This window comes from Dactylosporangium salmoneum (assembly GCF_039532525.1).
GTDB classification, from domain to species: domain Bacteria; phylum Actinomycetota; class Actinomycetes; order Mycobacteriales; family Micromonosporaceae; genus Dactylosporangium; species Dactylosporangium salmoneum.
The window spans coordinates 135,367-160,265 of sequence record NZ_BAAARV010000086.1 but is presented as its reverse complement, the minus strand read 5'-3'; the positions used below and the strand labels follow the sequence as shown (position 1 = coordinate 160,265).

Annotated in this window: 23 protein-coding genes; 10 read left to right on the top strand and 13 right to left on the bottom strand. The window is 72.8% G+C overall.

The annotated features are described in order from the left end of the window. Window positions 1-92: 92 nt before the first annotated feature. Window positions 93-1,622, bottom strand: coding sequence for an NTF2-like N-terminal transpeptidase domain-containing protein (locus tag ABD352_RS44130; protein WP_344618580.1), 1,530 nt, complete (start codon window positions 1,620-1,622; stop codon window positions 93-95). Window positions 1,623-1,642: 20 nt separating this feature from the next. Next, window positions 1,643-3,046, bottom strand: a complete 1,404-nt coding sequence (gene sthA, locus ABD352_RS44125; RefSeq protein ID WP_344618579.1) for a Si-specific NAD(P)(+) transhydrogenase — start codon at window positions 3,044-3,046, stop codon at window positions 1,643-1,645. A gap of 61 nt (window positions 3,047-3,107) precedes the next feature. Between sthA and ABD352_RS44120 the strand changes: the two genes are divergently transcribed. Continuing rightward, window positions 3,108-3,638, top strand: a complete 531-nt coding sequence (locus tag ABD352_RS44120; protein WP_344618578.1) for a type II toxin-antitoxin system PemK/MazF family toxin — start codon at window positions 3,108-3,110, stop codon at window positions 3,636-3,638. 184 nt (window positions 3,639-3,822) lie between these two features. Here ABD352_RS44120 and ABD352_RS44115 read toward each other — a convergent pair whose 3' ends face one another. Beyond that, entirely contained in the window at window positions 3,823-4,590 is a 768-nt protein-coding gene (locus ABD352_RS44115) for a helix-turn-helix domain-containing protein (RefSeq protein WP_344618577.1), read from the bottom strand. 80 nt (window positions 4,591-4,670) lie between these two features. Here ABD352_RS44115 and ABD352_RS44110 point away from each other — a divergent pair, with 80 nt between their 5' ends. The 3 genes from ABD352_RS44110 (at window position 4,671) to ABD352_RS44100 (ending at window position 7,617) form a co-directional block, all read left to right on the top strand. Then, window positions 4,671-5,060, top strand: a complete 390-nt coding sequence (locus ABD352_RS44110) for a nuclear transport factor 2 family protein (protein WP_344618576.1) — start codon at window positions 4,671-4,673, stop codon at window positions 5,058-5,060. Between the two features lie 221 nt (window positions 5,061-5,281). Then, window positions 5,282-6,229, top strand: coding sequence for an RNA polymerase sigma-70 factor (locus ABD352_RS44105; RefSeq protein ID WP_344618575.1), 948 nt, complete (start codon window positions 5,282-5,284; stop codon window positions 6,227-6,229). 212 nt (window positions 6,230-6,441) lie between these two features. Then, on the top strand, window positions 6,442-7,617 hold the full coding sequence (locus ABD352_RS44100; RefSeq protein ID WP_344618574.1) for an NAD(P)/FAD-dependent oxidoreductase: 1,176 nt from the start codon (window positions 6,442-6,444) through the stop codon (window positions 7,615-7,617). An 81-nt stretch (window positions 7,618-7,698) separates the two neighbouring features. Here the strand turns inward: ABD352_RS44100 and ABD352_RS44095 are convergent, their stop codons facing one another. The 9 genes from ABD352_RS44095 to ABD352_RS44055 form a co-directional block, all read right to left on the bottom strand. After that, on the bottom strand, window positions 7,699-10,326 hold the full coding sequence (locus ABD352_RS44095) for a phospholipase D-like domain-containing protein (protein WP_344618573.1): 2,628 nt from the start codon (window positions 10,324-10,326) through the stop codon (window positions 7,699-7,701). A gap of 13 nt (window positions 10,327-10,339) precedes the next feature. Beyond that, complete coding sequence (locus tag ABD352_RS44090) at window positions 10,340-11,893, bottom strand: metallophosphoesterase family protein (RefSeq protein WP_344618572.1); 1,554 nt, start codon at window positions 11,891-11,893, stop codon at window positions 10,340-10,342. Further along, window positions 11,890-12,705 carry a carbohydrate ABC transporter permease gene (locus tag ABD352_RS44085; RefSeq protein WP_344618571.1) on the bottom strand — a complete coding sequence of 272 codons (816 nt, stop codon included), beginning with the start codon at window positions 12,703-12,705 and terminating at the stop codon, window positions 11,890-11,892. The genes ABD352_RS44090 and ABD352_RS44085 overlap by 4 nt, the downstream gene beginning before the upstream one ends. Next, window positions 12,702-13,667 (bottom strand): carbohydrate ABC transporter permease, encoded by a 966-nt coding sequence (locus ABD352_RS44080; RefSeq protein ID WP_344618570.1) that lies wholly within the window; start codon window positions 13,665-13,667, stop codon window positions 12,702-12,704. Before ABD352_RS44080 ends, ABD352_RS44085 begins: the two co-directional genes overlap by 4 nt. Beyond that, window positions 13,664-14,458, bottom strand: coding sequence for an inositol monophosphatase family protein (locus ABD352_RS44075; protein WP_344618569.1), 795 nt, complete (start codon window positions 14,456-14,458; stop codon window positions 13,664-13,666). The genes ABD352_RS44080 and ABD352_RS44075 overlap by 4 nt, the downstream gene beginning before the upstream one ends. Beyond that, window positions 14,458-15,144, bottom strand: coding sequence for a glycerophosphodiester phosphodiesterase (locus ABD352_RS44070; RefSeq protein WP_344618568.1), 687 nt, complete (start codon window positions 15,142-15,144; stop codon window positions 14,458-14,460). The genes ABD352_RS44075 and ABD352_RS44070 overlap by 1 nt, the downstream gene beginning before the upstream one ends. Window positions 15,145-15,155: 11 nt before the next feature. Next, window positions 15,156-16,481 (bottom strand): ABC transporter substrate-binding protein, encoded by a 1,326-nt coding sequence (locus ABD352_RS44065; RefSeq protein ID WP_344618567.1) that lies wholly within the window; start codon window positions 16,479-16,481, stop codon window positions 15,156-15,158. 246 nt (window positions 16,482-16,727) lie between these two features. Then, window positions 16,728-17,459: a DUF47 domain-containing protein gene (locus tag ABD352_RS44060; protein WP_344618566.1), complete on the bottom strand. Its 732-nt coding sequence runs from the start codon at window positions 17,457-17,459 to the stop codon at window positions 16,728-16,730. Next, window positions 17,354-18,361, bottom strand: coding sequence for an inorganic phosphate transporter (locus ABD352_RS44055; RefSeq protein ID WP_344618565.1), 1,008 nt, complete (start codon window positions 18,359-18,361; stop codon window positions 17,354-17,356). The genes ABD352_RS44060 and ABD352_RS44055 overlap by 106 nt, the downstream gene beginning before the upstream one ends. A 235-nt stretch (window positions 18,362-18,596) precedes the next feature. Between ABD352_RS44055 and ABD352_RS44050 the strand changes: the two genes are divergently transcribed. The 6 genes from ABD352_RS44050 to ABD352_RS44025 are packed head-to-tail and all read left to right on the top strand — an operon-like array spanning window position 18,597 to window position 24,026. Continuing rightward, window positions 18,597-20,096 carry an FGGY-family carbohydrate kinase gene (locus ABD352_RS44050; protein ID WP_344618564.1) on the top strand — a complete coding sequence of 500 codons (1,500 nt, stop codon included), beginning with the start codon at window positions 18,597-18,599 and terminating at the stop codon, window positions 20,094-20,096. Next, entirely contained in the window at window positions 20,093-20,710 is a 618-nt protein-coding gene (locus ABD352_RS44045) for a histidine phosphatase family protein (RefSeq protein WP_344618563.1), read from the top strand. Before ABD352_RS44050 ends, ABD352_RS44045 begins: the two co-directional genes overlap by 4 nt. Further along, window positions 20,707-21,486: a DeoR/GlpR family DNA-binding transcription regulator gene (locus ABD352_RS44040; protein ID WP_344618562.1), complete on the top strand. Its 780-nt coding sequence runs from the start codon at window positions 20,707-20,709 to the stop codon at window positions 21,484-21,486. The genes ABD352_RS44045 and ABD352_RS44040 overlap by 4 nt, the downstream gene beginning before the upstream one ends. After that, window positions 21,473-22,888 carry an FGGY family carbohydrate kinase gene (locus tag ABD352_RS44035; RefSeq protein WP_344618561.1) on the top strand — a complete coding sequence of 472 codons (1,416 nt, stop codon included), beginning with the start codon at window positions 21,473-21,475 and terminating at the stop codon, window positions 22,886-22,888. Before ABD352_RS44040 ends, ABD352_RS44035 begins: the two co-directional genes overlap by 14 nt. Then, window positions 22,885-23,886 carry a 2-hydroxyacid dehydrogenase gene (locus ABD352_RS44030; protein ID WP_344618560.1) on the top strand — a complete coding sequence of 334 codons (1,002 nt, stop codon included), beginning with the start codon at window positions 22,885-22,887 and terminating at the stop codon, window positions 23,884-23,886. Before ABD352_RS44035 ends, ABD352_RS44030 begins: the two co-directional genes overlap by 4 nt. Beyond that, on the top strand, window positions 23,853-24,026 hold the full coding sequence (locus ABD352_RS44025; RefSeq protein ID WP_344618559.1) for a hypothetical protein: 174 nt from the start codon (window positions 23,853-23,855) through the stop codon (window positions 24,024-24,026). The genes ABD352_RS44030 and ABD352_RS44025 overlap by 34 nt, the downstream gene beginning before the upstream one ends. Before the next feature lie 55 nt (window positions 24,027-24,081). On the opposite strand, the gene ABD352_RS44020 is transcribed toward ABD352_RS44025, so the two are convergent. Further along, window positions 24,082-24,801, bottom strand: a complete 720-nt coding sequence (locus tag ABD352_RS44020; RefSeq protein ID WP_344618558.1) for a hypothetical protein — start codon at window positions 24,799-24,801, stop codon at window positions 24,082-24,084. Window positions 24,802-24,899: the final 98 nt, after the last annotated feature.

The window sequence follows — 24,899 nt, the reverse complement described above, 5'->3', positions numbered from 1 at the left end:
TTACATGCGACTGACGGACGCGTCACACATCAACGCGGCGCAGTGGAGTGCTTGACGCAGCGCAATCACCGGCAACCGCTTTCCCGATTCATTCACGCGACGGCGGCGAGGAACGTGGCCGCGATCGGGGCGGTGACGTCCGCCCCGGAGCCGGCGACGTAGACGCAGTAGGCGATGTCGCCGCGCACCCCGAGGCTCAGCCCCGGCACGTCGAGCGCGCCGGAGACCGCCGGGCCGGCCGGGGCCGGCTCATCCGGGGCCGGGTCCTTCACGAGCACGGGCTGCTGCCACTTGCCGCGGGCCAGGGCGGCGGCCGCGGCCGCGTACCCGATCGGGGCGGCCACGACGCCGCCGGACGCGGCGCGCCCGGTGAACACGTCGGCGCCGAGGTGCCAGGGCGCGCCGACCCCGAGCGCGGCGGGGTCGGCCGGCCAGGCCGGGCCGGGCACCTCGCCGAGCAGGGCCAGGTCGTAGCCGGCCGCGTCGGGGCCGTTGGCCACGGCCAGCACCGCGCCGTCGCTGACCCGGATCGCGACCAGGGCGGACTGCTTGGCCGTCCCCGTCAGCGCGGCGTCGGCGGCCTGCTGCACCTTCACGTCGAGGGTGGTGACGACCTTCGCGCCGTCCTTGGCCGGCAGGGTCACCAGCGCATCGCCGGCCTTGGCCTTGCCACCGGTCGCGTCCACCGGCACCACCGAGAGCCCTGGCAGGCCGCGCAGCTGGGTGTCGTACTGCCGCTGCAGCCCCGTCAGCCCGGCGATGTCCCCGTCCTCGAGCGCGCCCTTGCTCGCGTCGATGAGCTCCTTCGTCACCGGGCCGGAGGTGCCGAGCAGGGCCCGCGCGAAGGTGCGGGTCAGCGGCAGCGACAGCGAGCCCTCCCGCAGCCGCACGCCCTCGGTCGCGCCGAGGTCGCCGGCGATCTCGGTGTAGTCGCTCTTGCGCAGGGTGACCACGTCGACGAACGCGTCGGGCTTGGCGGCCTTGAGCCGCGCCGGCAGGCCCTGCACGTCGACGGTGACCTTCACCGACTGGAACAGCAGGTCCAGCCGCTTGACCAGGGCGTCGACGTCGGGCACCCGCTGCGGCTCGACGCCGATGTAGACGACGGGCACGTCGCCGGCGATCTGGGTGCCGTCGGCGGCCGCGACGACGCCGCGCTTCGCCGGGGAGCTGCGCAGGGCGAGCTTCTGGCCGTCCTGCAGGGCCGGGTGGACCGTCTGCGCCCCGAGGTACAGCCGCCAGCGCTCGTTCAGCAGCCGGGCGGTGACCGTCGTGTCGTAGTCCCAGGTGCGCCCGTCCGGCAGCGTCCAGCGCACCCCGACCGTGAGCGCGGCGTCGGAGTGGTCGACGAAGGCCTTGCCGTGCGGGGTCAGGGCCGGGCGGCGGGCGGCCAGGTCGCCCTCGAAGCCGGCCAGCGCGGCGTTGGCCGCGGCGGTGTCCAGCGCCCGGCCCTGCGGGGTGAGCAGGTCGGCCACCCCGGCGAAGTCGCCCTTGCGCCAGGCGGCGACGAACCCGGCGAACCGGTCGTCGACCGACGGCTGGTCGGGCTCGCAGGCCGCGACGGCCGGAAGGGCCAGGACCAGGGCCGCGAGTAGGAACGCCATCCCCCGAAGCTTCCTCACGGCCCTGACCCTATCCCGGTCTATGCGCTGAGCCGGGACACCGACCGCATCTTGTTCATTGCGTCAAGCGCGGCAACCTTGTAGGACTCCGCGAGCGTCGGGTAGTTGAACACCGCGTCGACCAGGTAGTCCACGGTGCCGCCGCAGCCCATCACCGTCTGTCCGATGTGGACGAGCTCGGTGGCCCCGGTGCCGAAGACGTGCACGCCGAGGATCTTGCGGTCCCCGGGCGACACGATGAGCTTCAGCATGCCGTACGAGTCGCCGATGATCTGCCCGCGCGCCAGCTCGCGGTAGCGGGAGATGCCGACCTCGAACGGGATGTTGTTGTCGGTCAGGTCGTCCTCGGTCCGCCCGACGAAGCTGATCTCCGGGATGGTGTAGATGCCGATCGGCTGCAGCTCCTGCATGCCCCGCACCGGCTCGTCGCAGGCGTGGTGGGCGGCCAGGCGGCCCTGCTCCATCGAGGTGGAGGCGAGCGCCGGGAAGCCGATGATGTCGCCGACGGCGTAGATGTGCGGGACCTCGGTGCGGAAGTTCGCGTCGACGCTGATCCGCCCGCGCGCGTCGTAGGACAGCCCGGCCTTGTCCAGCCCGATCAGGTCCGCCGCGCCCTGGCGGCCCGCCGAGTACATGACGGTGTCGGCGGCGATCCGCTTGCCGCTGGCCAGCACCGCCACGGCCGCGCGCCCGTGCCGCTCGACCGCCGCGACGGACTCGCGGAAGCGGAAGGAGACCGAAAGATCCCGCAGGTGGTACTTCAGCGCCTCGATGATCTCCAGGTCGCAGAAGTCCAGCATGCGCTCCCGCCGCTCGACCACCGTGACCTTGGTGCCCAGCGCCGCGAACATCGACGCGTACTCGATGCCGATCACCCCGGCCCCGACCACGACCATCGACCCGGGCACCTTGTCCAGGTTGAGGATGCCGTCGGAGTCGATGATCGTGACATCGTCGAAGTCGACGCTGTCCGGCCGCGCGGGCCGCGTCCCGGCCGCGATAATGATCTTCTCCGCCGTGATGTGCGACTCCCGCCCCTGCTCGTCCTCGACGGCGATGGTGTGCGGGTCGACGAACACGCCGGTCCCCTGCAGCAGCCGCACCCGGTTGCGGGCCAGCTGGCTGCGAATGACCTCGATCTCCCGCCCGATGACGTGCGTGGTGCGGGCGGCGAGGTCACCGACGGTGATGTCCTCCTTGACGCGGTAGCTCTGGCCGTACATCTCCCGCTGGTTCAGGCCGGTCAGGTACATGACCGCCTCCCGCAGCGTCTTGCTCGGAATCGTGCCGGTGTTGATGCAGACGCCACCGATCATGTTCCGCTTCTCGATCACGGCCACCCGCCGGTCGAGCTTCGCGGCCGCGATCGCGGCTTTCTGCCCACCCGGCCCGGAGCCGAGCACGAGGACATCGAAGTCGTACATGGGCCACAGTCTCCCCGGCGCGCCCGGCACCGTAAAGACGCGGACGGCTATGGTCGTCGGCGTGAAACGACTTCTTCAGGCCGTGGCAACGCGGCTGGGCCTGGCCCCCCGCCCGACCACCTCGGTGCGCCCCGTCCCGCCGCGCCAGGCCCCCGCCACGCCGGCGCCGCGCCCCACGGCCGCCCGCCACGCCCCGGTGCCCGGCCCGCCGCCGCACCACGAGACGCAGAAGCTGCTGGAGTACGCCCCGCAGCTGGACGGCGACGCCGACCCGGGCGAGATCGTGTGGACCTGGGTGCCGTACGAGGACGACCCCGCGCAGGGCAAGGACCGCCCGGTCCTGGTCGTCGGCCGCCAGGGCGCCGCGGTGCTGGGCCTGATGCTGTCGAGCCAGTCGGAGCGCAACGGCCAGCACAACTGGTTCGCCCTCGGACCGGGCTCGTGGGACCGGGAGAAGCGGCCGAGCTGGGTCCGCCTGGACCGCGTCCTGACCGTGGACGCCGACGGCATCCGGCGCGAGGGCGCGATCCTGGACCGCGACCGCTTCGACCGGGTCGCGGCCGAGCTGCGCTCGTCCTACGGCTGGTCCTGAGTCACCGTTCGCGTTCGAGGAGACGATCGAGGATGCCCCGGGCCGCACGGCCGGGGCATCTTTCGCGTTGACCCGCGATGTTCTGGTTGATGTCGGCGCCCAGGGCCTTTCAGCGCGGGCGGGTCCCGTCGGCGTCGCGGCCGGTCGGGGGTGTCGCGGGCCGCACGGGTCAGCGTCGACTGCGCTACTGCGTGAAGTAGGCGGCACTCGCCGCGTCTGCCGGGTAGTACGACTCGATCGCGACCTCGTCGACCGTGACGTCCATCGGGGTGCCGAATGTGGTGATGGTCGAGAACAGTCGCAGCTCTCGTCCACCGACGCGAAGGATCATCGGGATCACGACGTCGGTGTCGACCCGGTGGCTCGACGCGTCGCCGGGTTCGGGCGCCAGCAGTCCTTCGTAGAGCGCGGTGAGCTCAGGGTCGGGGGCAGTGGCGAGCTGGCGTGCGATCCGGGTGCGGAACACCGCGCGCACGTCGGCCAGGTTGACGACCATGCGAGCGAACCCGCGCGGGTCCAGTCCCAGCCGCACGAGGTTGACCGGCGGCCGCAGCAGGTCGGGAGCCACCTGCGCGAAGAACGGGTCGACGGCGCGATTGGTCATCACGATGTTCCACCGCCGATCGAAGACCACCGCCGGATACGGCTCGTGCGCGCGCAGCACCCTTCGGATCGCGTCGTGGACGGCCGACAGTGCTTTGTCGGCGAGCGGACGCTCGGCGTGCCGGGGTGCGAAGCCCCCGGCGAGCAGGAGCCGGTTGCGATCGCGTAGCGGCACGTGGAGCTGATCCGCGAGCCGGAGGATCATGTCGGCGCTCGGCCTGGATTTGCCCGTCTCGACCAGGCTGACGTGACGAGCCGAGACGTCCGCGGCGATCGCAAGATCCAGTTGGCTGAGTCCCCGGCGGTGCCGCCACTGCCGCAGGAGCTCCCCGACCGTGTACACGATCATGAAGCGTACGCGTCGCTGAGCCGGACGCCATGAAATGCGAGTTCATCGACAATCGAAGCAGCCGCGGAAACACTGCGTCCATGACCACGGAGAACACGAGCATCGTCCAGCGGGCGCTGGCCGGGCTGATCGAGACCGGTGACGTCGCTGCGCTCGGACAGTTCCTGAGTGATGACTTCGTCCACCACAGGCCGGGTTCAACCACATCGACCAAGGCGGAATGGCTCGCCGCCGTCCACGCCGCGCTGGTGCCGCTCGCCGGCATGCAGGTCGAGATTCATCAGATGCTGGCCGACGGTGATCACGTCGTGGTGTACTCGCGGCGCTGGCTCCCCGATGCGGGACCAGAGATCGCGGTCGTCGACATCTGGCGGATCGACGGCGGGCTGATCGCTGAGGGGTGGGAAATCATCGAGCCGGTGGCCCAGGTGGCCGCCAATCTGGTGTGGTGGGAATCCGCTCAGCGCTGACCGTGCGCATGGAGGCGAAGGCTACGGCCTGGGCGCGGTCGGGTAGCCGGGCTGCGGCCGCGCCCGCCGTGCCGGGGCGGGTGCCCGGCCGGCTGCCGCGCCGGCGCCCCGGCGGCCTTCCTGCGGCTGCGCCGGCGCCCCGGCGGCCTTCCTGCGGCTGCGCCGGCGCCCCGGCGGCCTTCCTGCGGCTGCGCCACGCCGAGGCGCGTTAGCATCGGGCCATGTCCTTGCGGCCCGGCGACGTCGAGCGTTTCGAGGCCGCCCGGCCGCGGCTGGAGGCCATCGCCTACCGGCTGCTCGGCTCGGCCGCGGAGGCCGAGGACGCCGTGCAGGAGACGTTCCTGCGCTGGCAGGGCGCCGACGTCGAGCGCGTCGAGGTGCCCGAGGCCTGGCTGACCAAGGTGCTCACCAACCTGTGCCTCAACCAGCTGACCTCCGCCCGGGCGCGTCGCGAGACCTACGTGGGCCAGTGGCTGCCCGAGCCGCTGCTCGCCGGGGATCCGATGCTCGGCCCCGCCGAGACCGCCGAGCAGCGGGAGTCGGTGTCGTACGCCGTGCTGACACTCATGGAGCGGCTCTCCCCGAGCGAGCGGGCGGTGTACGTCCTGCGGGAGGCCTTCGACTACCCGCACCGGGAGATCGCCGGGATCCTCGACATCACCGAGGCCGCCAGCCAGCAGATCTTCCACCGCGCCAAGCAGCACGTCGCCGGGGGCAGGGCCCGCACCGAGGTCGACGCGGCCGCCGCGCGGCGGATCGTCGAGGAGTTCCTGGCCGCCGCGACCAGCGGCAAGACCGAGCCGCTCGTGCGCCTGCTGACCGCCGACGTCCTCTCGGTCGGCGACGGCGGCGGGAAGGTCCCGGCCCGCGCCAAGGCGTTCGAGGGCGCCGTCGCGGTCGCGAAGTTCGTGTGGGGCCTGTTCAAGCCCAGCCCGGCCAAGCGCGCCTACGTCGGCGCGGCGCCGCAGGTGTACGCCTGGACCGCCAACGGCGATCCCGCCGTCGTGGCCGTCTCGGACGGCCGGGTCATCGGCGTCATGTGCCTGGCGGTCACCGCGGACGGCATCGCCGAGATCCTGAACCAGGTCAATCCGGACAAGCTCGACCGCGCGACCGCGCGCTGGGCCGCCGCCGACCACGAGGAGCCGCTGTTCCGGGCCTTCCTGTGAGGTGCGGCGCCCTTGTGAAGTGCGGCGCCCTTGTGAACTGAGGCGCCGTTGTGAACTGCGGCGCCGTTGTGAACTGCGGCGCCGTTGTGAAGTGCGGCGCCGTTGTGAAGTGCGGCGCCCTTGTGTAAGTGAGGCGCCTCACAGCCCGCTGCTGTCAGGAAACGCGGGGCCGCCCGGTTCAGGGGGCAACCGCACAAGACAGGAGCAGGGACATGCCGCATCGCATCATCGTCCTCGGCGCCGGATACTCCGGAGCGATCGCAGCCGGCCGCCTCGCCCGCCGGCTGCGCCGCGAGGACGTCGCCATCACCCTCGTCAACGCCGAGCCCGACTTCGTCGAACGCGTCCGCAATCACCAGCTGGCGACCGGGCAGACCCTCAAGCCGCGCCCGCTCGCCGAGTTGTTCGCGGGCACGGGGGTGGACCTGCGGATCGCGCGCGTTGCCGCGGTGGACGCCGACCGGCGGACCGTGACCCTCGGCGACGGGAGCGAGCTCGCGTACGACACCCTGGTCTACGCCCTCGGCAGCGGCTGGAACGCCCGGGCCGTCCCCGGAGCCGCCGAGCACGCGTACGAGCTCGCGAGCCGCCCCGGCGCCCTGCGGCTGCGCGAGCGGCTGGCCGGCCTGACCCCCGGGAGTACCGTGCTGGTCGTCGGCGGCGGCCTGACCGGCCTGGAGGCCGCGACCGAGATCGCCGAGGCCCGTCCGGACCTGCGGGTTTCCCTGGCCGCCCGGGATGCCCTCGGCGACTGGCTGTCCCCGAAGGGCCGGGCCCACCTGCGCAAGGTCCTCGCCGGGCTGGGCGTCACCGCCCACGAGCACACGGCCGTCGCCTCGGTCGAGTCCGGCCACGTCACCACCGCGGACGGCGCGACGATCCCGGCGGAGGTCACGGTCTGGACGACGGGCTTCGCGGTGCACCCGATCGCGGGCGCGACGACCCTGGAGGTCACCGGCACCGGCCAGATCGTGGTCGACGGCTCGATGCGCTCGGTCTCGCACCCGGACGTGTACGCGATCGGCGACGCGGCGCGGGCGATGGGCCCGGGCGGCAAGCCGCTGCGCATGTCGTGCGCCTCGGGCACTCCGATGGCCTGGCAGGCCGCAGACACGATCGCCGCGCGCCTGACCGGCGGCAAGCTGCCGCACGCCCCGCTGCGGTACTTCAACCAGTGCATCTCGCTGGGCCGCAGGCAGGGCCTGATCCAGTACGTGACGGCCGACGACCGGGCGGTGTCCGCGGTCCTGACGGGGAAGGCGGCCGCGATCTACAAGGAGCTGGTCTGCAAGGGCGCCGCCTGGGGCGTCGCGAACCCGATGCTGGGCCTGCCGGCCAGGCGCCGCCCCGTCACGCACCAGCCCACCGCGAGCAGGACCCCGGCGTAGCGCGCGAACGGGACGGGCGCGGGGTGTCCCGTCAGGGGTGTGGCGAGGAGGCCATCGCGACCTCCTCGCCACCGGCCGGGATCAGCAGGTCTGTGCGCAGTTGCGCAGACCGTAGCGGATCTTCAGTTGGGTGCCGCCGTTGCCGTCCCAGTCGTCGACGTAGACGGCGGTCAGGTAACCGCCCTGGTCGACGCCGATCGCCGGGGCGTCCTGACGGTTGGCGGTGAACACGCTCAGCCGGTACTCGGGGAACAGGTTGCTCGTCCCACCGGCCGGGCCGATGCCGCGCGCCCACACCTCGGTGCCGCTGCTGCCGCTGGTGAGCCCGGTCGACTGCCCGGACTCCTGCCAGGTCACCACGGCGTTGCCGGAGCCGTCCACGGCGACGTCCGGACGCGACTGGCGACCGACCCGGTCGGACTGGTAGGCCGTCTGCGTGGTGACCGTGTACGTGCCCGCCGAGTCGGCCGCCCACCGGTAGATCGGCCCGCTGACGGTACGGGCGGCGAACGCGGCGGTCGTGCCGGTGAACCCGCGTACGTAGATCAGCGACTGCGGTTGGCCGTCGTAGCCGGTCCGGCCCGAGTAGCTGTCGGTCCAGGCGACATACCAGGTCCCGGACGCGCCGATCGCGACCGACGGCTCGAGTTGCGGGCCGTCGGAGAGCGTGCCGGTGTGGACGGCGACCGTCGCGCCGAACGTCCCGGCGAGCGTGCCGGTCTTCGCCCGGATGCTGTACCCGCCGTTGCCGTCCTCGTCGTCCTCCCAGGCGACCACGGCGGTGCCGGAGGCGTTGATCGCGAGGTCCGGCTTGTGGTACGTGCCGCCGGCCACGGCCTGCACCGGTACGTCGTAACCGCCGCTCACCGGGGACAGCCGCGCGTCGGTGGCACTGAACGAGGCGTACCGGATCGAGCTCGCCCCGGCCGTGGTCGTGTCCTGCCAGGCCACGCCGAACCGGCCGTCGGGCAGCACCGCGATGGACGGTTCGCTCTGGTCGCCGGCGGCCTGGGAGTTGACGTTGACGATCGAGGTCATCGTCCCGTCCGGGTGGACCCGGCGGGACCGGATCTCGTAGCCGCCGTTGCCGTTGCTGTCGTCGGCCCACACGACCACCGCGTCGCCGTTGCCGGCCAGACCGACGTCGGGCGTGCGGTAGTTCCAGTTCGTACTGCCGCCGGTGCGCACGACGACGTCGGACTGGCGGACCCCGTCGACGAAGCGACCCAGCCGGATCTCGTTGCCGGTGCCGGTCAGCGAGCCGGAGCTGAACGCGACCACGCTGACGTGGTGCCCGGCCGCGTCGCGGTCGGCGGCGACCGCCGGCTCGAACTGGTCGCCGGTGGCCACCTGGTTCGCCGTGGCGAAGGTGGCGTCGGGGTACCGCGACGGCGCGATCTTCACCGCGGCGTCCTTGATGGCGGCGAAGTCGGCGACGTAGCCGTTGTAGACGGTGGCGTCGTCGATCCGCATGAACGTCTCGTCGTTCTTCTTCAGCGCGCCGTTGGTCAGGTTGTGCGAGCCGGTGTACACGTACCGGTGCGTCTGGTTGTCCTTGCGTGACACGCCCTGCACGAGCACGTACTTGGAGTGGATACTGCCGTCGGAGCACTCGGCGTTGACGGCGGAGCCGACGCCGAAGAACGACTGCCGGCAGCCACCCGGGTCCATGGCGTAGACGCCGATGCCGCGTGCGGCCAGATCGTCGATCGCGTCCTCGTGCTCGCCGGTGGCGACCTCGACGGTACAACCGGCGTCGAGCTTGTCGCCGAGGGCGTCGATGACCTCGGGACGGGCTTCACGAAACGACCACATCGCGAGCCGGATCACGTCGTCCGTGCTGGTCGTCGAGCACTGCACGTCGTCGATGGCGGCGGCGAAGATGTCGTGGCGCGTGCTCTGCGGGTTGAACGAGCTGGTGATCTCGTTGTCCTCGGCGGTACTCGGGGAGTTGCGCGGTGAGAACCAGAGCCGGAACGACCCTGCGTCGACGTGCCCGGTCTCGTAGACCTTGCTGCTGCCGGTCACGGCGAGCTTGCGGTCCACGTAGTTGCGGTAGGCCGTGGCGAGCGCGGCGTTGCCGGTGACCTCGACGAGGTTCTGGAACATCTGCTGCTGCGGGTTGGTGGGGTTGTACGACCCGACGAGGGTGACGTCGGTGCGCCCGTCCGACAGGGCGCTGAACACCCAGAACTTGTTGTGGTCGATGCCGACGCCCCCGCCGGCGCAGGAGGCGAAGCATCGCTTGACCCATGAGCCGGTCGCGCCGGACGACCACACCGGCAGTCCGGCGACCAGCGCGTTGACCTGGGCGGACTGGTTGCACACCGCCGGGTCGCCGTCGGTGCAGGCCTCGATGAGCAGGCGCACCTTCACCCCGCGTGCGTGCGCGGCCAGCAGGTGGTCGGTGATGGCCTGGTCGGTGAACGTGTACAGCGACGCGTAGAGCGTCGACCCGGACACGCTGGCCTGGACCAGGGTGTCGATCTCGTCGCGCAGTCCGGTGGTCTGGTACTGCGTGAACTGCGATCCGGATTTGGTCGGGTCGGGGGTGGCGTAGTCGGCGTCGGGGACAGGGTCCAGGTTCGGGCGGAGGAACAGGACCTTGATCGAGCCGCTGGTGACGGTGACGGTGGAGGCGGCGGCCTGCGCCACCGTGCCGAGAACCGTACCGATCACGAGTGTGAGCGCCAGCAGGACACGGCGCATGACGGAGCTCCCTTCAGCGCGGAGGTGGGGGGAGTCGGAGCCGGACGTTGCGGTCCGGCGCGCCGCCGGCCGCGCCGGTGCGACCGGCCCGGACGGCGTCGTTGTAGGCCAGCTCGCGGTGCAGCGCGGCGAGCCGGTCGGTGGTGTCCTGGCCGGCGGCCGGCACCACGGGCGCGTCGTGGTCGACGAGGGTGCTGGTGATGCTGATGCCGCCGGAGCGTTCGCGGTCGATCCGCAGCACCCTCGCCTGCACCGGCCAGTCGGCGATCGCCGCCGTGGTCACCTCGAACAGCCCGCCGCCGTCGCCGCGGTGGTGCGCGACGACCCGGTTGGCATGGTGGTGGCCGTTGAGCCAGAGCACCACGTTGCGGCAGCCGAGCGCCAGGCGCAGGATCTCGCCGGCGTACGCGCGCTCGCCCGGGTGGTCCGGGCAGACGCCGTAGCCGTTGCGCAGTGAGCTGGTCGCGTGGTGGGAGGCGAGCACGATCAGCGGGTCGTCCGGGCCGTGCGCGGCGAGCTGGCCGGCGAGCCAGTCGAGCTGGGCCCGGTCCATGCTGCCGTCCCAATGCCCGTGCGGGTTGTCGGTGTTGAGCACGATGATCCGCAGGCCCGGCACCGGATCGTAGGTGTAGTACGCGGTGCCGTCGCGGACATTGGCCGCCGTGAACCCGTGCCCGGCCGGGCACGCGTCCGGGCGCCGGTGGGCGGCCACGAAGCCGGCCGGGGTGATGAGGGCCCGGCCGGGAAGTGCCGGCACCGGGCGGAACGGCCCGGCGAAGAGCGCGGCCGGATCGGTGAGGAACGTGCCGAGGGCGTCGGGCAGCTGCGGTCCGGCCGGCAGGCCGACCGGCTTGCGTGCCCCGGTGGCGATCGCCGCGAGGTCCGGGCGGGGCGCGGTGGCGCCGCCGACCAGCAGGTCGTGGTTGCCGAGGCAGGCGAGCCACGGGTGGCCGAGGCCACCGCCGTCGAACGGCGTCACGGCTACTTCGAGGAGGCCTGGATGGGTCGGGAATCCCCACAGTCGCTTGTACCGGTCGTCGCCCGGGTCGGGCCGCCAGTACCACGGGTCGTCCCAGTCCAGGCGCTGCGGGCCGTGGTAGCCGTGCGGGCTGAGCTCGACCTTGCCGCCGTCGAGCAGCGCGAGGTAGGCGGCGAGCTCGTTCGCCTGCGCGTTGTCGATGTTGTCGCCGGTGACCACGCACGCGTCGATGTCGAGCGCGGCGAGCGTGCGGATCATCGCCGCGGCGGCGTGCGGGGCGAGTGCCTCCTGCGGCCGGAACACCCAGTCGACGAGGCCCGCCCAGCTGGCGGTGCCGGCGCCGGTGCGCATGGCGAAGTCCAGCCGGGCCGGTGACCCGGGGTCGACGACGTGCAGGTCCGTCAGGTGGGCGAAGGTGGCGATCACGGTGTTGCCGGCGAGCGGCGCCGGGCCGGGGACGAAGTCCGTGCGCACGGTGTGGGCCTCGCCCGGCACCTCGCGCAGCCGGTGGTACAGGCCGTGGCTGCCGGTGCCGGCGACCTCACCCGGCACGAGGGCCCGGGCCGGCCGCTGCGGGATCGTGGTCATCGGACCGCCCCCGCCGTCAGGCCGCGCACGATGTGCCGCTGGAACATGTAGATCATCACCAGCATCGGGATGATGGCGAGCACGACGCCGGCGAAGATGACGTCGGGCGCCCGCTCCTCGACCGAGTTGAGCTGGGCCAGACCGATCTGCAGCGTCTGCATCTTCGGTGTGTTCGTGACCAGCAGGGGCCAGAAGTAGTGGTTGTAGCTGCTGATGAACGAGTGGATGGCCAGGGTGCCGATCGCGGGCCGGGACAGCGGGACGAGGATCCGCCAGAGGAAGCGTATGTGTCCGCAGCCCTCGACCTTCGCCGCCTCGTACACCTCTTTCGGGAAGCTCAGGAAGAACTGCCGCATGAGGAAGGTGCCGAAGCCGGCGGCGAGGAACGGCAGGAACAGCGCCGGGAACGTGTTGATCAGACCCCAGTCCGCGATGGTGAGGTAGTTGGGGATGATCATCGACTCGGCCGGCACCATCATCGTGGCGAGGAACATGCCGAACGCGAGCCGCTTGAACGGGAAGTGCAGGAACGCGAACACGTAGCCGGACAGCACCGAGGTGACCAGCACGCCGAGCACGACCACCAGCGACACCAGGATGCTGTTGCCGTACTGGCGGGCCAGCGGCACCGCGTCCAGGACGGCGCCGAAGCTGCTCACGTGGAGGCTCGTCGGGAACAGCGCGGGCGGGAAGCGGGTCAGGTCGTCGCGATCCATCAGCGATCCGGCGACCGCGTAGTACAGCGGGAAGATCACCAAGGAGACCAGGACGACCAGCCCGGCAACCGTGCCCGCGCCGCGCAACCGGCTCATGAGTAGAACACCTTCCGCTGCAGGACCCGGAACTGGATCGCGGTGATCGCCGTGACGAGCAGCAACAGGACGACGCCCTGCACCGAGGCGAGGCCGTAGTCGGAGGCGCCGAACGCGAACGCCGACTTGTACAGGCCGTAGACCAGGGTGGTGGTGGCGCCGTCGGGGCCGCCGCCGGTGAGGATGTTGATCTCGCCGAAGGTCTGCAGCGAGCCGATCGTCGTCACCACGAGCATGAAGAAGATCGTCGGGGTGAGCAGCGGCAGGACGATCCCCCGCAGCACGCGCCAGCGGCCGGCGCCGTCGAGGCGGGCGGCCTCCAGGTACTCCTCGGGGATCGCCTGCAGGCCGGCGGAGAAGACCAGGACCGCGTAGCCGAGGTCGCGCCACACGCTGACCATCGCGAGGCTGGGCAGCGCGGTGGCGGGGTCGGTGAGCCAGTCGACGCCGGACGCGCCGAGCATGCTGAGGATGCCGTTGAAGACGCCGAGGCTCGGGCTGTAGAAGACGTCGAACACGACCGCCGCCGACGCCGCGGAGAATGCGAACGGCGTGGCCATCAGCGTCCGGAAGAAGCCGATGCCCCTGACCTTCGACTGCAGCGCCAGGGCCAGTCCGAGCCCCAGCACGAGCGTGGGCAGTACCGTGCACAGCGCGAACAGGACCGTGACGAGCAGGACCCGGCGCAGGTTGGGATCGCCGAAGAAGTCCGCGTAACGGTCCAGCCCGACGAAGTTCGTGGCGTTGCCGAAGATGTCGCTGCCGTGCACGCTCAGCCAGACGGTGCGCACGAGCGGGTAGAACACGAACAGGACGAAGACGACGGTGGACGGGACGAGGAACGCGAGGGCCACCCCGATCTCGGCCGGCCGGTAGCGCGGCCGGCGCCGGGCCTCGAGGGCCGGCGCCGGCGGCACCGCCGCGGACGCCGGGGCGCTCGTCGTGGAGTTCGCAGTGCTCATGCGGCCGCCCGCCACAGCTGCCAGAGCTCACCGGCGACGCCCGGCGCGGCGGCGAGGATGCCGTCTTCGGGCACCCCGCCGCTCACGCCGTCCCGCCCGTGGACCAGCGCGCCGCCCTCTCTGGCGATCAACGCTCCGGCGGCGACGTCCCAGAGGTTGTACCGGCCGGGCAGGAGCGCGCCGGCGGCGCGTCCGGCGCCTACGGCGGCCAGGGCCAGGGCGCAGGAGCCCATGATGCGGGTGGCGGCGAACCGGTCGGACACCTCGGTCAGCACCGTGTACATGCCGGGCCATGGCCGGTTCTTCGACCACTCGGTCAGCAGCACCTCGCCGGCGAGCGAGCCCGCCGGCCGGCAGCTGACGGGCTTGCCGTCGGCGAAGGCCCCACCGCCGCGGACGGCGCTGAGGATCTCGCCGCGGGCCGGGTCGGCGACCACGCCGACCGCCACGCCGTCCTCGTCGAACCCGGCCAGGCTGTACGAGGACCAGGGCAGCCCGTGCACGAAGTTGGTGGTGCCGTCGATCGGGTCGACGTACCAGGTGAACCCGTCGCCGTCGCTGCCGCCGTACTCCTCCCCCACGACCCGGTGGCCGGGGAACCTGCGGGCGATCTCGTCGCGGGTGAGCCGCTCGACCTCGCGGTCGAACGGCGTCACCCAGTCGGCGGCGTCGGCCTTGGTCCCGGCGGTCGCCGGTTCGGGCCGGCTCGCTGCGATCGTCCGCATCGCGGCACCGGCGAGTGCCACGGCGAACTCGTGCAGCGACTGCAACTCGTCCGTCGGTACGGCCATCAGTGGCCCACCCCGGCGAGGACCGGCGTCACGGCGGGCAGGTCGTTGGAGATGATCCCGTCGATGCCCCAGGCGAGTGCCCGGGCCGCCTCGTCCGCCTCGTCGATGCAGTAGGTCCACATGCGCAGCCCGAGGTCGGCCGCCCGCTTGACGGACTCCTTCGTCAGGCTGTCCCAGCGCAGGTTGAGCGCCTGCGGCCGGACCGTGTCGAGCAGGGTCGCCGGCGGCAGGTCCGGGCCTACCCAGGAGAGCACGATCTCGGCCTCCGGCTGGTGCTCACGTACGACGGTGAGCACCTCGGGCTCGCCGATGAAGCACGAGCGCTCCAGCGCGCCCGCGGCCCGCAGTTCGGCGGCCACCACCGGTACCAGCTCCGGGTTCTTGTTGTCCACGACGAGCCGCAGCGGCACCGCGGCGGCGACCTCGGCGAGCGTGGGGATCCGCTCGCCGTCCTCCTCGGTCCGCAGGGCCCGCAGCTCGGCGAGGCTCGCCTCCCCGGGCGTCCGCGGGTCGTTCCAGAACCGCTGGAGCGTGCGGTCGTGCAGCAGGATCGGGTGGCCGTCGGCGCTGCCGCGGACGTCGAACTCGACCGCTTCGGCGCCGAGCTGCGCCGCGAGCAGCAGCGACGGGATCGTGTTCTCCGTGCGGCGCAGGGGCGCGCCGCGGTGTCCGACGACGATCGGCACTTGTGCGCCCCTCACTGTCCGACGGACTTGTTGTACGTGGCGATGGCTTCCCCCATCGACGACTGCGCGGCGGTGATCGCCTGGTCGGCGCTGGACTTGCCGAGGATGACCGACTCGACGATGTCGTTCATCTTGTCCCGGGCCTGGGGCATGACGCCCAGGAGGCAGCCGCTGCTGGCCGGGGTGGACGCGGCGGTGCGCAGCTCGGCGCCGGGCTTGGCGAAGTCCGGGTAGGTGGTGAGGGTCTCCTGGAACGCCTTGCTGTCCGCCGCGGCCTTGACGACCGGGATGTAGCCGGTCTGCGCGGCCCAGTAGCCCTGCGCGTCGGCCGAGGCGAGGTACTTGAGGAACTCCCCTGCGGCGGCCTGCTGCGCCTTCGGGTGCCCGGCCATCGTCCAGACCGCCGCGCCGCCGTTGAACACGCCGCTCGCGGTGGTGTTGTCCGGCCGGATGTAGTTGGCGACCCCGACCTCGAACTTCGAGCCCTTGATGATGTCGCGCAGGTTGGCCGAGGTGAACGGCAGCATCGCGGCGCGCCCGGCCTGGAACGCGGCGGACGCGTCGGTGTTGTTGCGCCCCACGTTGAGCAGGCTGCCGTCCTTGACCATCGCGGCCCAGGTGTTCACGATCCCGCGCAGCTCCGGGGTGTCCCAGTTGACCGCGGTGGTGCGCCCGGATCGGCCGTTGTCCTGGTTGCAGTACTGCACGCCGCCCGCGGCGAGCATCTGCTCGACGAGCCAGCCGTCGATCGACGCGACCGCGCCGTAGCGGGTGGTCTTGCTGCCGTCGCCGACCTTCAGCTTGCGGGCCGCCTCGGCCAGCTCGCCCATCGTGGTCGGCGGCTTCTCCGGGTCGAGACCGGCATCCTTGAACGCCGTCTTGTTGTAGAACAGCATCGGCGCTGAGGCGTTGAAGGGCAGGGCCTGCAGCTTGCCGTTGACCGTGTAGTACTTGGCGATGCCCGGCTCGACGGTGGCGGTGTCGATCCCGGCCGGTCCGGCGAGGTCGGCGAAGGCGACCGTCGCCTTGGTGTCGACCATGAGCTGCGTGCCGATCTCGAAGACCTGCACCAGGTTGGGCGTCTGCCGCGACTGCACCGACGCCTTGAGCTTGGTGAGCGAGTCGTTGTACTTGCCCTGGAACGTCGCCTCGACCTTGATCTTCCCGGCGTGCGTCTTGTTGAACTCCTCGACGAGGTGGTTGACCGCCTCGCCGTTGGCGCCGGCCATCGAGTGCCAGAACGTCACCGTCTGCTCGCCGCTGCCGCCGCTGTCCTCGCCGGCGTTGTCACCGCAGGCGGCGAGGCCCACGAGCAGCGTCGCAGCCGCGGTGGCCACAAGAAAGCGTCTCCGTACCATATCTCCTCCTGATGCGCCGTAGCGCTGCGGTGAACGTCGCAGACGGGGGTGTAACGGCGTTGGAGCGATTTAACATCAGCCGTGTTGTTTTCACAAGACCATCATCACTTCGGCGACCTCGCCGACGGCCCTGACGAGCCGATCGACCGCCCGCGCGGCACCGGACACCCGGACGCGACGGCACCGACAGGGCACGTTATCTGCGTGGGAACTTCACTCGGCCGGTTACTGGAAGCGCTTCATCACGCCGTCGGCGAGGGCGTCCGCCGCGGCGGCGAGCCGCTCGCCCGCGACGTCCAGCCGGCCGAGCAGCATCACCGGCGCGAGGGCCCGCGAACCGGCGTCCGGCATGAGCGTCGCGACCGCGTGCTGGTAGGCCGGGCGGACGCCGGGCTTCTTCGCCTCCGCCGCGGCCTCAGCGGCACGCCGGGGCTCGCGCAGCAACAGCAGCACCGCGGCGTCGAGCCGGGCGAGCCCGCCGGCGAGGCGGTCGAGCACCGGCCCGTACAACGGGTCGGGCACCGCGCCGAACAGGTCGAACTCCCGCACGAAGTCGCGTATCGCGTCGAGCACGTCGTCGACCCCCCGGGACAGCCGGAACAGGTCCTCGCGGTCGATCGGGGAGGTCACACTGCGCCGCAGCCGGCCGATCAGGGCCACCCGGTGCGCGTCGCCTTCGTGCTCCACCACGCCCACGAGCTGCCGGGCCCGGGCCGGGTCCACGGCACCCGCGGTGACCTGGCGGGCCACCTCGATGCCGCGTTCGGCGCAGCGCACCTGCGCGGCGACGTGGCCCACCAGCGATCGGTCGTTGGCGCCGGTCAGGTCCCGGACCAGCCGGGGCAGCCCGCTCAGGACACCAGCGACACCACCACCGCTGAGCAGGCGCCGCCGGCGACGAACGCCGCCGGCAGGGTCAGTAGCCAGGCCTGACTCAGCCGCAGGACCTTCCGCCATCGCACTCTCCTCGTTCCTCGAGAGAGTCCGGCGCCGATGAGCGCGCCGGACATCGACTGGGTCATACTCACCGGCGCACCGACCGCGGCGGTGCCGAGCACCACGCCGGCGCTCGACAGCTCGGTCACCACCATCCCGTCCTGCCGGGCCGCGACCAGCCCGCCGCCGGCACCGCCCAGGCGGCGCACACCGAGCAGGCCGCCCGCCATGAAACAGGCCGCGATGAGCGCCAGCGCGGCCGGCGACCGGGCGTAGCGGTCCGGCCCCCCGCCGAGCAGCACCGCGTAGACCGCCAGCATCTTCTGGCCGTCATTGGCGCCGTACGCGACGCAGGCCGCGACGAACCCGCCCAGGTGCAGCCGGCGCAGGCGACTCGCGGCCCCACCCGGGCGCTGCGCCGAAGCCGGGGGCAGCGTGGCGACGAGCCGCGCCGCGGCCAGGGCCACCAGCCCGCCGACCAGCGGCGCCGCGGCCGCCGCGGCGAGCACCCCGCCCACCACGGCCCAGTCGACGGCGTCGCCACCACCGGCGACCAGCCCGCCGCCGGTGCCCGCGCCCGCGATACCGCCGATGAGGGCCAGCGTCAGGCTGGTGGGCAGCCGACGGGCCGCCAGCAGCACGGTGACCGCGACGGCCGCGCCGATGCCGGCGAGGATCTGCGCCCGCGACGCCGGCCCCGGCGCCCCGGCCGGCACCAGCCGCCCGTCGAGGGTCGTGGCCACCGCGGTTCCCACCAGCACCGGCGCGGCGAGCACCGCGGCGGTGAGCAGCGCGAGTGCGCCGGGCGGGCGCAGCCCCGGCGCCCCCACCCCGATCCCGACCATGACGCCGGCGTCGTTGAATCCGGTGAACAATGCGAACAGGGCCGCAACGCCGAGGGCGACAGCCGTAGCGGTCGACACCCGCACCATCCGTTCCGGCGCTTCGAATCACGCCCGTCGTGAACCACCGATGTGAAGTTCTCGCACCATCGCGAACGAGACGCCGCCGTGCGGCGTCGGCCAATACCGGTCGGGCGGCGGCTTGAGCTGGGGATACGCCAAACTCGGCGCGCCCGATCTAGCCGATACGATAAGTGGCTGTTATCTTAACATCAACTGAACGCTCACTTCGCACGACGGGAAGCTGCGACCGCGTATGGGAACAGAGCACACTTCTACCGCGGGCCTGTGGGCCGGCGTCGACGTCGGCACGCAGAGCCTGCGAGTCCTGCTGGTGGACGACCACGGAACCGTGGTGGGGCACGGTGCCGGCCGGCTGGACAGCCACCGGTCCGGCCCCGTCCACGAGCAGGAGCCCGAGCAGTGGTGGCAGGTCCTCGGCCGCGCGAGCAGGGAGGCTCTCGCCGCCGCCGAGCGGATCCGGCCCCGGGCCGCCGAGCTCGTGCGCGGGCTGGCGATCTGCGGCACGTCCGGGACGTTCCTCCTCGCCGAGGACTCGACAGGGCCGGCGAAGGCACTGACGCCGGCGCTCATGTACGACGACGGGCGGGCCGCCGACGGCTGGACCGGCCTCGGGCAACCCTCCTGGCCGCTGGCGAAGCTCGCCTGGCTGGCCGAGCACGGCAGCGCACCGGTGCGCGCCGGCCTCGCCGCCGGCCGGGTCCGGCTGGAGCACTGCCCCGACCACCTCGCCTCCCGGCTGGTCGGGCACCCGGTCGCGGCGGACTGGAGCCACGCGCTGAAGACCGGCTACGACCCGGCCGCGCAGGCCTGGCCGGAAGGACCGGAGGTGCCCTCCGGGGTGCTGCCGGAGGTGGTACGGCCCGGGACGCTGCTCGGCCGGGTCGGCGCGGCCGGCGCCGAGCACACCGGGTTCGCCGCCGGCACGCCCGTGCGGGCCGGGATGACTGACGGGTGCGCCGCGCAGATCGCGGCCGGCGCGCTGGTCCCCGGCTCGTGGAACGCCGTGCTCGGCACCACCCTCGTGCTCAAGGGGGTCACGGAGGACCGGCTCGACGACCCGGCCGGTGCCGTGTACTCGCACCGCCACCCCGATCACGGCTGGCTGCCGGGCGGCGCGTCGAGCGTCGGCGCCGGCCTGCTCGACCTGCGCTTCCCCGCCGCCGACCGCGACCGCCGAGACGCGGCGGCGGCACGGTTCGAACCCGCCGGCGGCATCGTCTACCCGCTCACCGGACGAGGAGAACGGTTCCCGTTCGTCCGGCCCGACGCCGAGGCGTTCGAGACCGGCGTCTTCACCGACGACGACGACCGGTACGCGGCCGTACTGCAGGCCGTCGGCTACGTGGAGAAGCTCGCCTACGCACACATGCGCCGCCTCGGCGCACGGGCCGACGGGCCGTACTACATCACCGGTGGCGGCACCCGCAGCCGCTACTGGTGCCAGCTGCGCGCCGACATCCTCGGCCACGAGCTGGTGCTGCCCGCCAGCGCCGAGCCCGCGTTCGGCATGGCCGTCCTCGCCGCGGCCGGCGACGGCCCGCTCGTCACGGCGGCCGGACGCATGGTCCGTCCCAGAACGGTCGTCACGCCCCGGTCCGACGCGACCGCACGCTTCACGGACGCCTACGCAAAGTTCCTCGACGCGCTGGTCGAGCGCGACTGGATCGACGCCGCGCTCGCCGACTACGCCAAGGACGTCCCGCTCGTCGGCGCTTCGGGCGGTGCGGCATGAGGACCGTGACGCTGGCCCGGCACGGCCGGACGGCCTGGCACGCGCCCAACCGGTACACCGGGCGCAGCGACATCGAGCTCGACGACGTCGGCGTGCGGCAGGCGGAGGCGCTCGCCCGCTGGGCCGCCGGCCGCGGGTTCGTCGCCCTGGCCAGCTCCGACCTGCGACGGGCCGTGCACACCGCGGCCGCCGTGGCGGCGACGACCGGCCTCGTCCCGGCCGCCGATCCCCGGTTGCGGGAGCTCGACTTCGGTATCGCGGAGGGGCACACGCTCGCCGACCTCGACCCCGCCGTCGCCGAACGGTTCGGCCGCGACCCGGTCGGGCACCACTTCCCCGGCGGGGAGCATCCGGCCGACGCCGTCGACCGGTTCCGCGCCGGGCTGACCGCGCTGCACGAGCGAGCGGCGGCCGGGAGTGTACTGGTGGTAGCGCACAGCACGGTCATCCGGCTGGTCGTGTGCGCGGCACTGGGGCTGCCGCTCGCGCAGTACCGTCGCAGGCTGCCGGCGCTCGATCCGACCGCGGTGACGACGCTCCGGCTCTCCGGAGACGGCACGCCGGAGGCCCTGCTGGCGTACAACGTGCCGGTATCTGAAGGATGGCAGCCATGACCGACGCAACGGAACGCAGCCGACCGGCCCAGCGCCAGGCGGAGATCGTCGAGCACGTCCTGCAGCACGGTTCCGTGTCGGCCAACGACCTGGCCGAACTGTTCCACGTCAGCCTGATGACCATCCATCGCGACCTGGACGAGCTGGAACGGCAGGGCGTCGTGCGCAAGTTCCGCGGCGGGGTGAGCGCACAGCCGTCGAGCGTGTTCGAGAGCAACGTGTCGTACCGGCTGCGCGCCGCGAAGGCCGAGAAGCTCGCCATCGCGCAGCGGGCCCGCGAGCTGATCGAGCCCGGAATGGCGATCATGCTCGACGACTCGACCACGACCCTGGAACTCGCCCGGCTCCTGGAGGACGCGGCGCCACTCACCGTGATGACCAACTTCCTGGAGACCATCAAGCTGCTCAGCACCATGCGGGGCATCCGGCTGCTGGCGCTGGGCGGGGAGTACTACCCGACGCACGACTCCTTCCTGGGTGTGCCGTGCATCGACGCGATCGAGGCGCTGCGGGTCGACCTGCTCTTCGCCTCCACGTCGGCGGTGTCCGGCACGTACGCGTACCACCAGGAGCAGGAGATCGTCCTGGTCAAGCGGGCCATGATCCGCGCCGCCCAGCGATCCGTGCTCATGGTCGACCACACCAAGCTCGGCCGGGCCGCCCTGCACCGGCTCGCCCCGCTGTCCGACATCGACCTGGTCATCACCGACAAGCAGGCGCCGCCGGAGGCGCTGCTGGAGATGCGGGAGAACGGCGTCAAACATGAGGCCGTCTGAGCGTCCCCACGCGGTCGGCGTCGACGTCGGCACGACCCTCACCAAGGCGGTCGTGTTCGCGTCGGACGGCACCGCGCTGCGCCGCGCCGCCCGGCCCACCGTGCTGCACCGGGCGGGCCCGGGACGCTACGAGCAGGACGCGGCCGCCGTCGCCGCCTCGGTCGTGGCCGTCCTCGACGAACTCGATCCCGGGCCCGTCGCCGCGGTCGGGGTCACCGGGCAGGGCGACGGGCTCTGGACGGTGGACGAGGACGGCCACCCGGTCCGGCCGGCCATCTCCTGGCTCGACGCGCGCGCCGCCGGCATCGTCGCCGAATGGACGGCGGGCGGCGTACTGCAGCAGGTGTTCGACCACACCGGCAACCTGCCGTTCGCCGGCAGTGCCGGCCCGCTGCTCGCCTGGCTCGACCGGCACGAGCCGGGCACGCTCGACCGGGCGGCCACGGCCGCATACTGCAAGGACGTCGTCGTGCAACGACTGACCGGGCTGCGGGCGACCGATGTGTCCTCGGTGCCGTTGCTCGACCCGGGCACCCGCGACTACGACCCGGCGCTACTCGCCGCGCTGGGCCTGGCGCACCGCCGGGACCTGCTCGCACCGGTGCTGGCCGCGCCGGCCGGAGCGCTGCGCGCGGCGATCGGCGGGCTGCCGGCCGGCACACCGGTGGTCGCCGCGCCGTACGACCTGCCGGCCGCCGCCCTGGGTGCCGGCGTCGCGCAGGTCGGCGACGGCCTGCTGATCGTCGGCACGACCCTGGCCTGCCAGGTGCTCACCGACCGGATCGGCGCCGGTGAGGCCGCCGGGCTGACGCTCACCACCTGGGAGCCCGGGCGGTGGCTGCGGGCGCTGCCGGCGATGGTCGGGACGGCGGGACTGGACTGGGTGCTCGGCCTGGCCGGGGCGACCACCGACGACCTGCCGGCATTGCTGGCGGGCGGCGACTCCACCGGCCTGTCGGTGCTGCCCTTCTTCGCCGAGGCGGGGGAACGGGCGCCGTTCGTGGCGCCGGCGGCCCGGGCCCGCATCGACGGGCTGCACACCGGCGTCACGGTCGCCGACCTGGCCGTCGCCACCTGTGAGGCGATCGCGTACAGCGCACGGCACTGCCTCACCGCCGCCGGCCTCGACGGCGAACTGCTCGCCTGCGGTGGCGGCATGCGCAGCGCCGCCTGGGCGCAGATCTTCGCCGACGTGCTCGGGCGGCCCGTCCGGGTGCTGACCGGTGAGGAGGTCGGCGCCCGCGGCGCGGCCCAGGCGGCCCTGCGCACCGTCGGCGCCGCGGAACTGCCACCGCCACCGCCGACCGCGGTGTTCAGCCCGTGCCGCTCCTACGACGACCGCTACGCCGACTACCTCTCCGCCGTTGCCAACGCCCGCTCGACCTGGAGGACCACCCCGTGACCCGCGTACTCGTCGCCGGCGACCACTTCGTCACCCCCGCGCTCGTGGTCGACGCCCTCGACAGATTCACCAACCTCGACATCGTCACGCACACCGGACCGTGGCCGCACGTGCCGTTCGGCCGGGTCGCCGAGGTCGACGAGGCGTCGGACATCGAGGACGAGCTCATCGCGCTGCTGCCCGGGGTCGAGGTGGTGATCACCCAGATGGCGCCGCTCACCGAACGGGTGCTGGCCGCCGCCCCGGAGCTGAAACTGATCGTGGTCACCCGTGGCGGCCCGGTGAACGTCAACCTCGCCGCCGCCGAGGCCCGCGGGATCGAGGTCCGCAGCACCCCCGGGCGCAACGCCGCGGCCGCCGCCGAGCACACCGTCGCGCTGCTGCTCGCGGCGCTGCGGATGATCCCGGCCACCCACGCGTCGGTACTCGCCGGCGAGTGGCGTTCCGACCTCTACGCGCTCGACGCCGTCGGCTCGGAACTCGGCGGCGCCACCGTGGGCCTGGTCGGCTACGGCGCCATCGGCCGCCGGGTGGCCCGAATCCTGCGTGCGTTCGACGCCACCGTGCTCGTGCACGACCCGTACGCCGACCCCACCACCCTCGACGGCGCCGAAGCGGTCCCGTTGGACGAGCTGCTGCCGCGCAGCCAGGTGCTGAGCCTGCACGCCCGGCTCACCGCCGAGACCCGCGGCATGATCGGCGCGAAGGAGCTCGCGCGGTTGCCGCACGGCGCGGTGCTGGTGAACTCCGCACGCGGCGGGCTGCTCGACTACCGGGCGGTGGCCGACTCCCTCGAGTCGGGACGCCTCCGGGCCGCCGCGTTCGACGTGTTCGACGCCGAGCCGCTGCCGGCGGACTCACCCCTGCGGACGGCACCCGGCGTGGTGCTCACCCCACACCTCGCCGGCGCGACCGTGCAGACCGCCCGGCGCGCCGCGGCGCAGGCCGCCGACGCGTTCGAGGCATGGCTCGCCGGCGCCACGGCCCCGACCGGCTGACGGTCGGCTACGTTCAGCTGCGCCCCCAGTTCGCCGCCGCCGCGATCCGCTGCTACCTGCAACACCCCGAGCAACGACCCGCCATCGGTACACCGGATGGCTGTGCCCGGCTCAACGCCGCCGTCCAGGAGGCCCCGTGACAGGGGTGGCAGCCGCCCGCCGTGTTTTCCGCCCGTAGGCGCATCGACCGTGGCTTCAGGCGGTCCCGGACCGGCGCCTGCCGTGGAAGATCGGGTCCTCGGCGAGGACCATGCACTCCCAGGAGGCGTCGCGGCGGCCGGAGTGCCGATCCGGGCCGTTGAACTGGCTGAGCAGCGCCGGGCCGCCGTACCGGCGGATGTCGCGGTTGACGGCGACCTCGTTGCCGCACAAGGTCAGTTCGTCGCCGGCCTCGTGCAGCGCTCGGGCGGAGCCCGACAGCACCACGGTGTGGGCGTGCTCGGCGACCGACAGCCACTCCCGCGCCCAGGGCCGGTCCCGGTGGTCCGCCGGCCGGCGGGGAGCGGGCGTCACCATGGTGGTGAGCGCGCCGTGGCCCGGGCCGTGCCGCAGCCGGGCCCGGATCGCCGGCCACGCCGACGGGCGCAGCGGTATGTCCCGGCGCACGACGAGCAGGTCGGCGAGGTCCGGGGTGTCCGCCCAGCACGCGACCGACGGGCTCGGCGGGTTCGCGCGCAGCGGCAGGAACACGGCGCTGTGCGGGCTGACGGCGGCCAGCCGGAACAGCGCCCCCATCCGCAACAGGTCCGCCCGGGAGCCGATCAGCACCCCGGTGTGCCGCCACAGCAGCCTCGTGACGTGGCTGCGGCGCAGCGGTGCGGCCGTCGTGAGCACCCGGCGCAGCACGGTGTCAGCGGCGAGGTGATGTACGCGCATGCGCAGCCGCATCCGTGCCGCGTCCGCGCCATCGACCACCACCGGACCGTACGGCCGGCAGCGGCCGGGCGGCAACCGTGTGTCGGTACCGCGACGTTGAGCATGCTGGTGGCATGTCACCGTCTGGACCTGGTGGT

Bases quoted from the DNA above. Each gene is read 5' to 3' on its own strand.
- ABD352_RS44075 (WP_344618569.1), bottom strand. From the start codon at position 14,458: ATGGCCGTACCGACGGACGAGTTGCAGTCGCTGCACGAGTTCGCCGTG.
- sthA (WP_344618579.1), bottom strand. From the start codon at position 3,046: ATGTACGACTTCGATGTCCTCGTGCTCGGCTCCGGGCCGGGTGGGCAG.
- ABD352_RS44090 (WP_344618572.1), bottom strand. From the start codon at position 11,893: ATGACCACGATCCCGCAGCGGCCGGCCCGGGCCCTCGTGCCGGGTGAG.
- ABD352_RS44115 (WP_344618577.1), bottom strand. From the start codon at position 4,590: ATGATCGTGTACACGGTCGGGGAGCTCCTGCGGCAGTGGCGGCACCGC.
- ABD352_RS44035 (WP_344618561.1), top strand. From the start codon at position 21,473: ATGAGGCCGTCTGAGCGTCCCCACGCGGTCGGCGTCGACGTCGGCACG.
- ABD352_RS44105 (WP_344618575.1), top strand. From the start codon at position 5,282: ATGTCCTTGCGGCCCGGCGACGTCGAGCGTTTCGAGGCCGCCCGGCCG.
- ABD352_RS44060 (WP_344618566.1), bottom strand. From the start codon at position 17,459: ATGGCGGAAGGTCCTGCGGCTGAGTCAGGCCTGGCTACTGACCCTGCC.
- ABD352_RS44025 (WP_344618559.1), top strand. From the start codon at position 23,853: ATGGCTCGCCGGCGCCACGGCCCCGACCGGCTGACGGTCGGCTACGTT.
- ABD352_RS44085 (WP_344618571.1), bottom strand. From the start codon at position 12,705: ATGAGCCGGTTGCGCGGCGCGGGCACGGTTGCCGGGCTGGTCGTCCTG.
- ABD352_RS44080 (WP_344618570.1), bottom strand. From the start codon at position 13,667: ATGAGCACTGCGAACTCCACGACGAGCGCCCCGGCGTCCGCGGCGGTG.
- ABD352_RS44095 (WP_344618573.1), bottom strand. From the start codon at position 10,326: ATGCGCCGTGTCCTGCTGGCGCTCACACTCGTGATCGGTACGGTTCTC.
- ABD352_RS44110 (WP_344618576.1), top strand. From the start codon at position 4,671: ATGACCACGGAGAACACGAGCATCGTCCAGCGGGCGCTGGCCGGGCTG.
- ABD352_RS44040 (WP_344618562.1), top strand. From the start codon at position 20,707: ATGACCGACGCAACGGAACGCAGCCGACCGGCCCAGCGCCAGGCGGAG.
- ABD352_RS44045 (WP_344618563.1), top strand. From the start codon at position 20,093: ATGAGGACCGTGACGCTGGCCCGGCACGGCCGGACGGCCTGGCACGCG.
- ABD352_RS44050 (WP_344618564.1), top strand. From the start codon at position 18,597: ATGGGAACAGAGCACACTTCTACCGCGGGCCTGTGGGCCGGCGTCGAC.
- ABD352_RS44100 (WP_344618574.1), top strand. From the start codon at position 6,442: ATGCCGCATCGCATCATCGTCCTCGGCGCCGGATACTCCGGAGCGATC.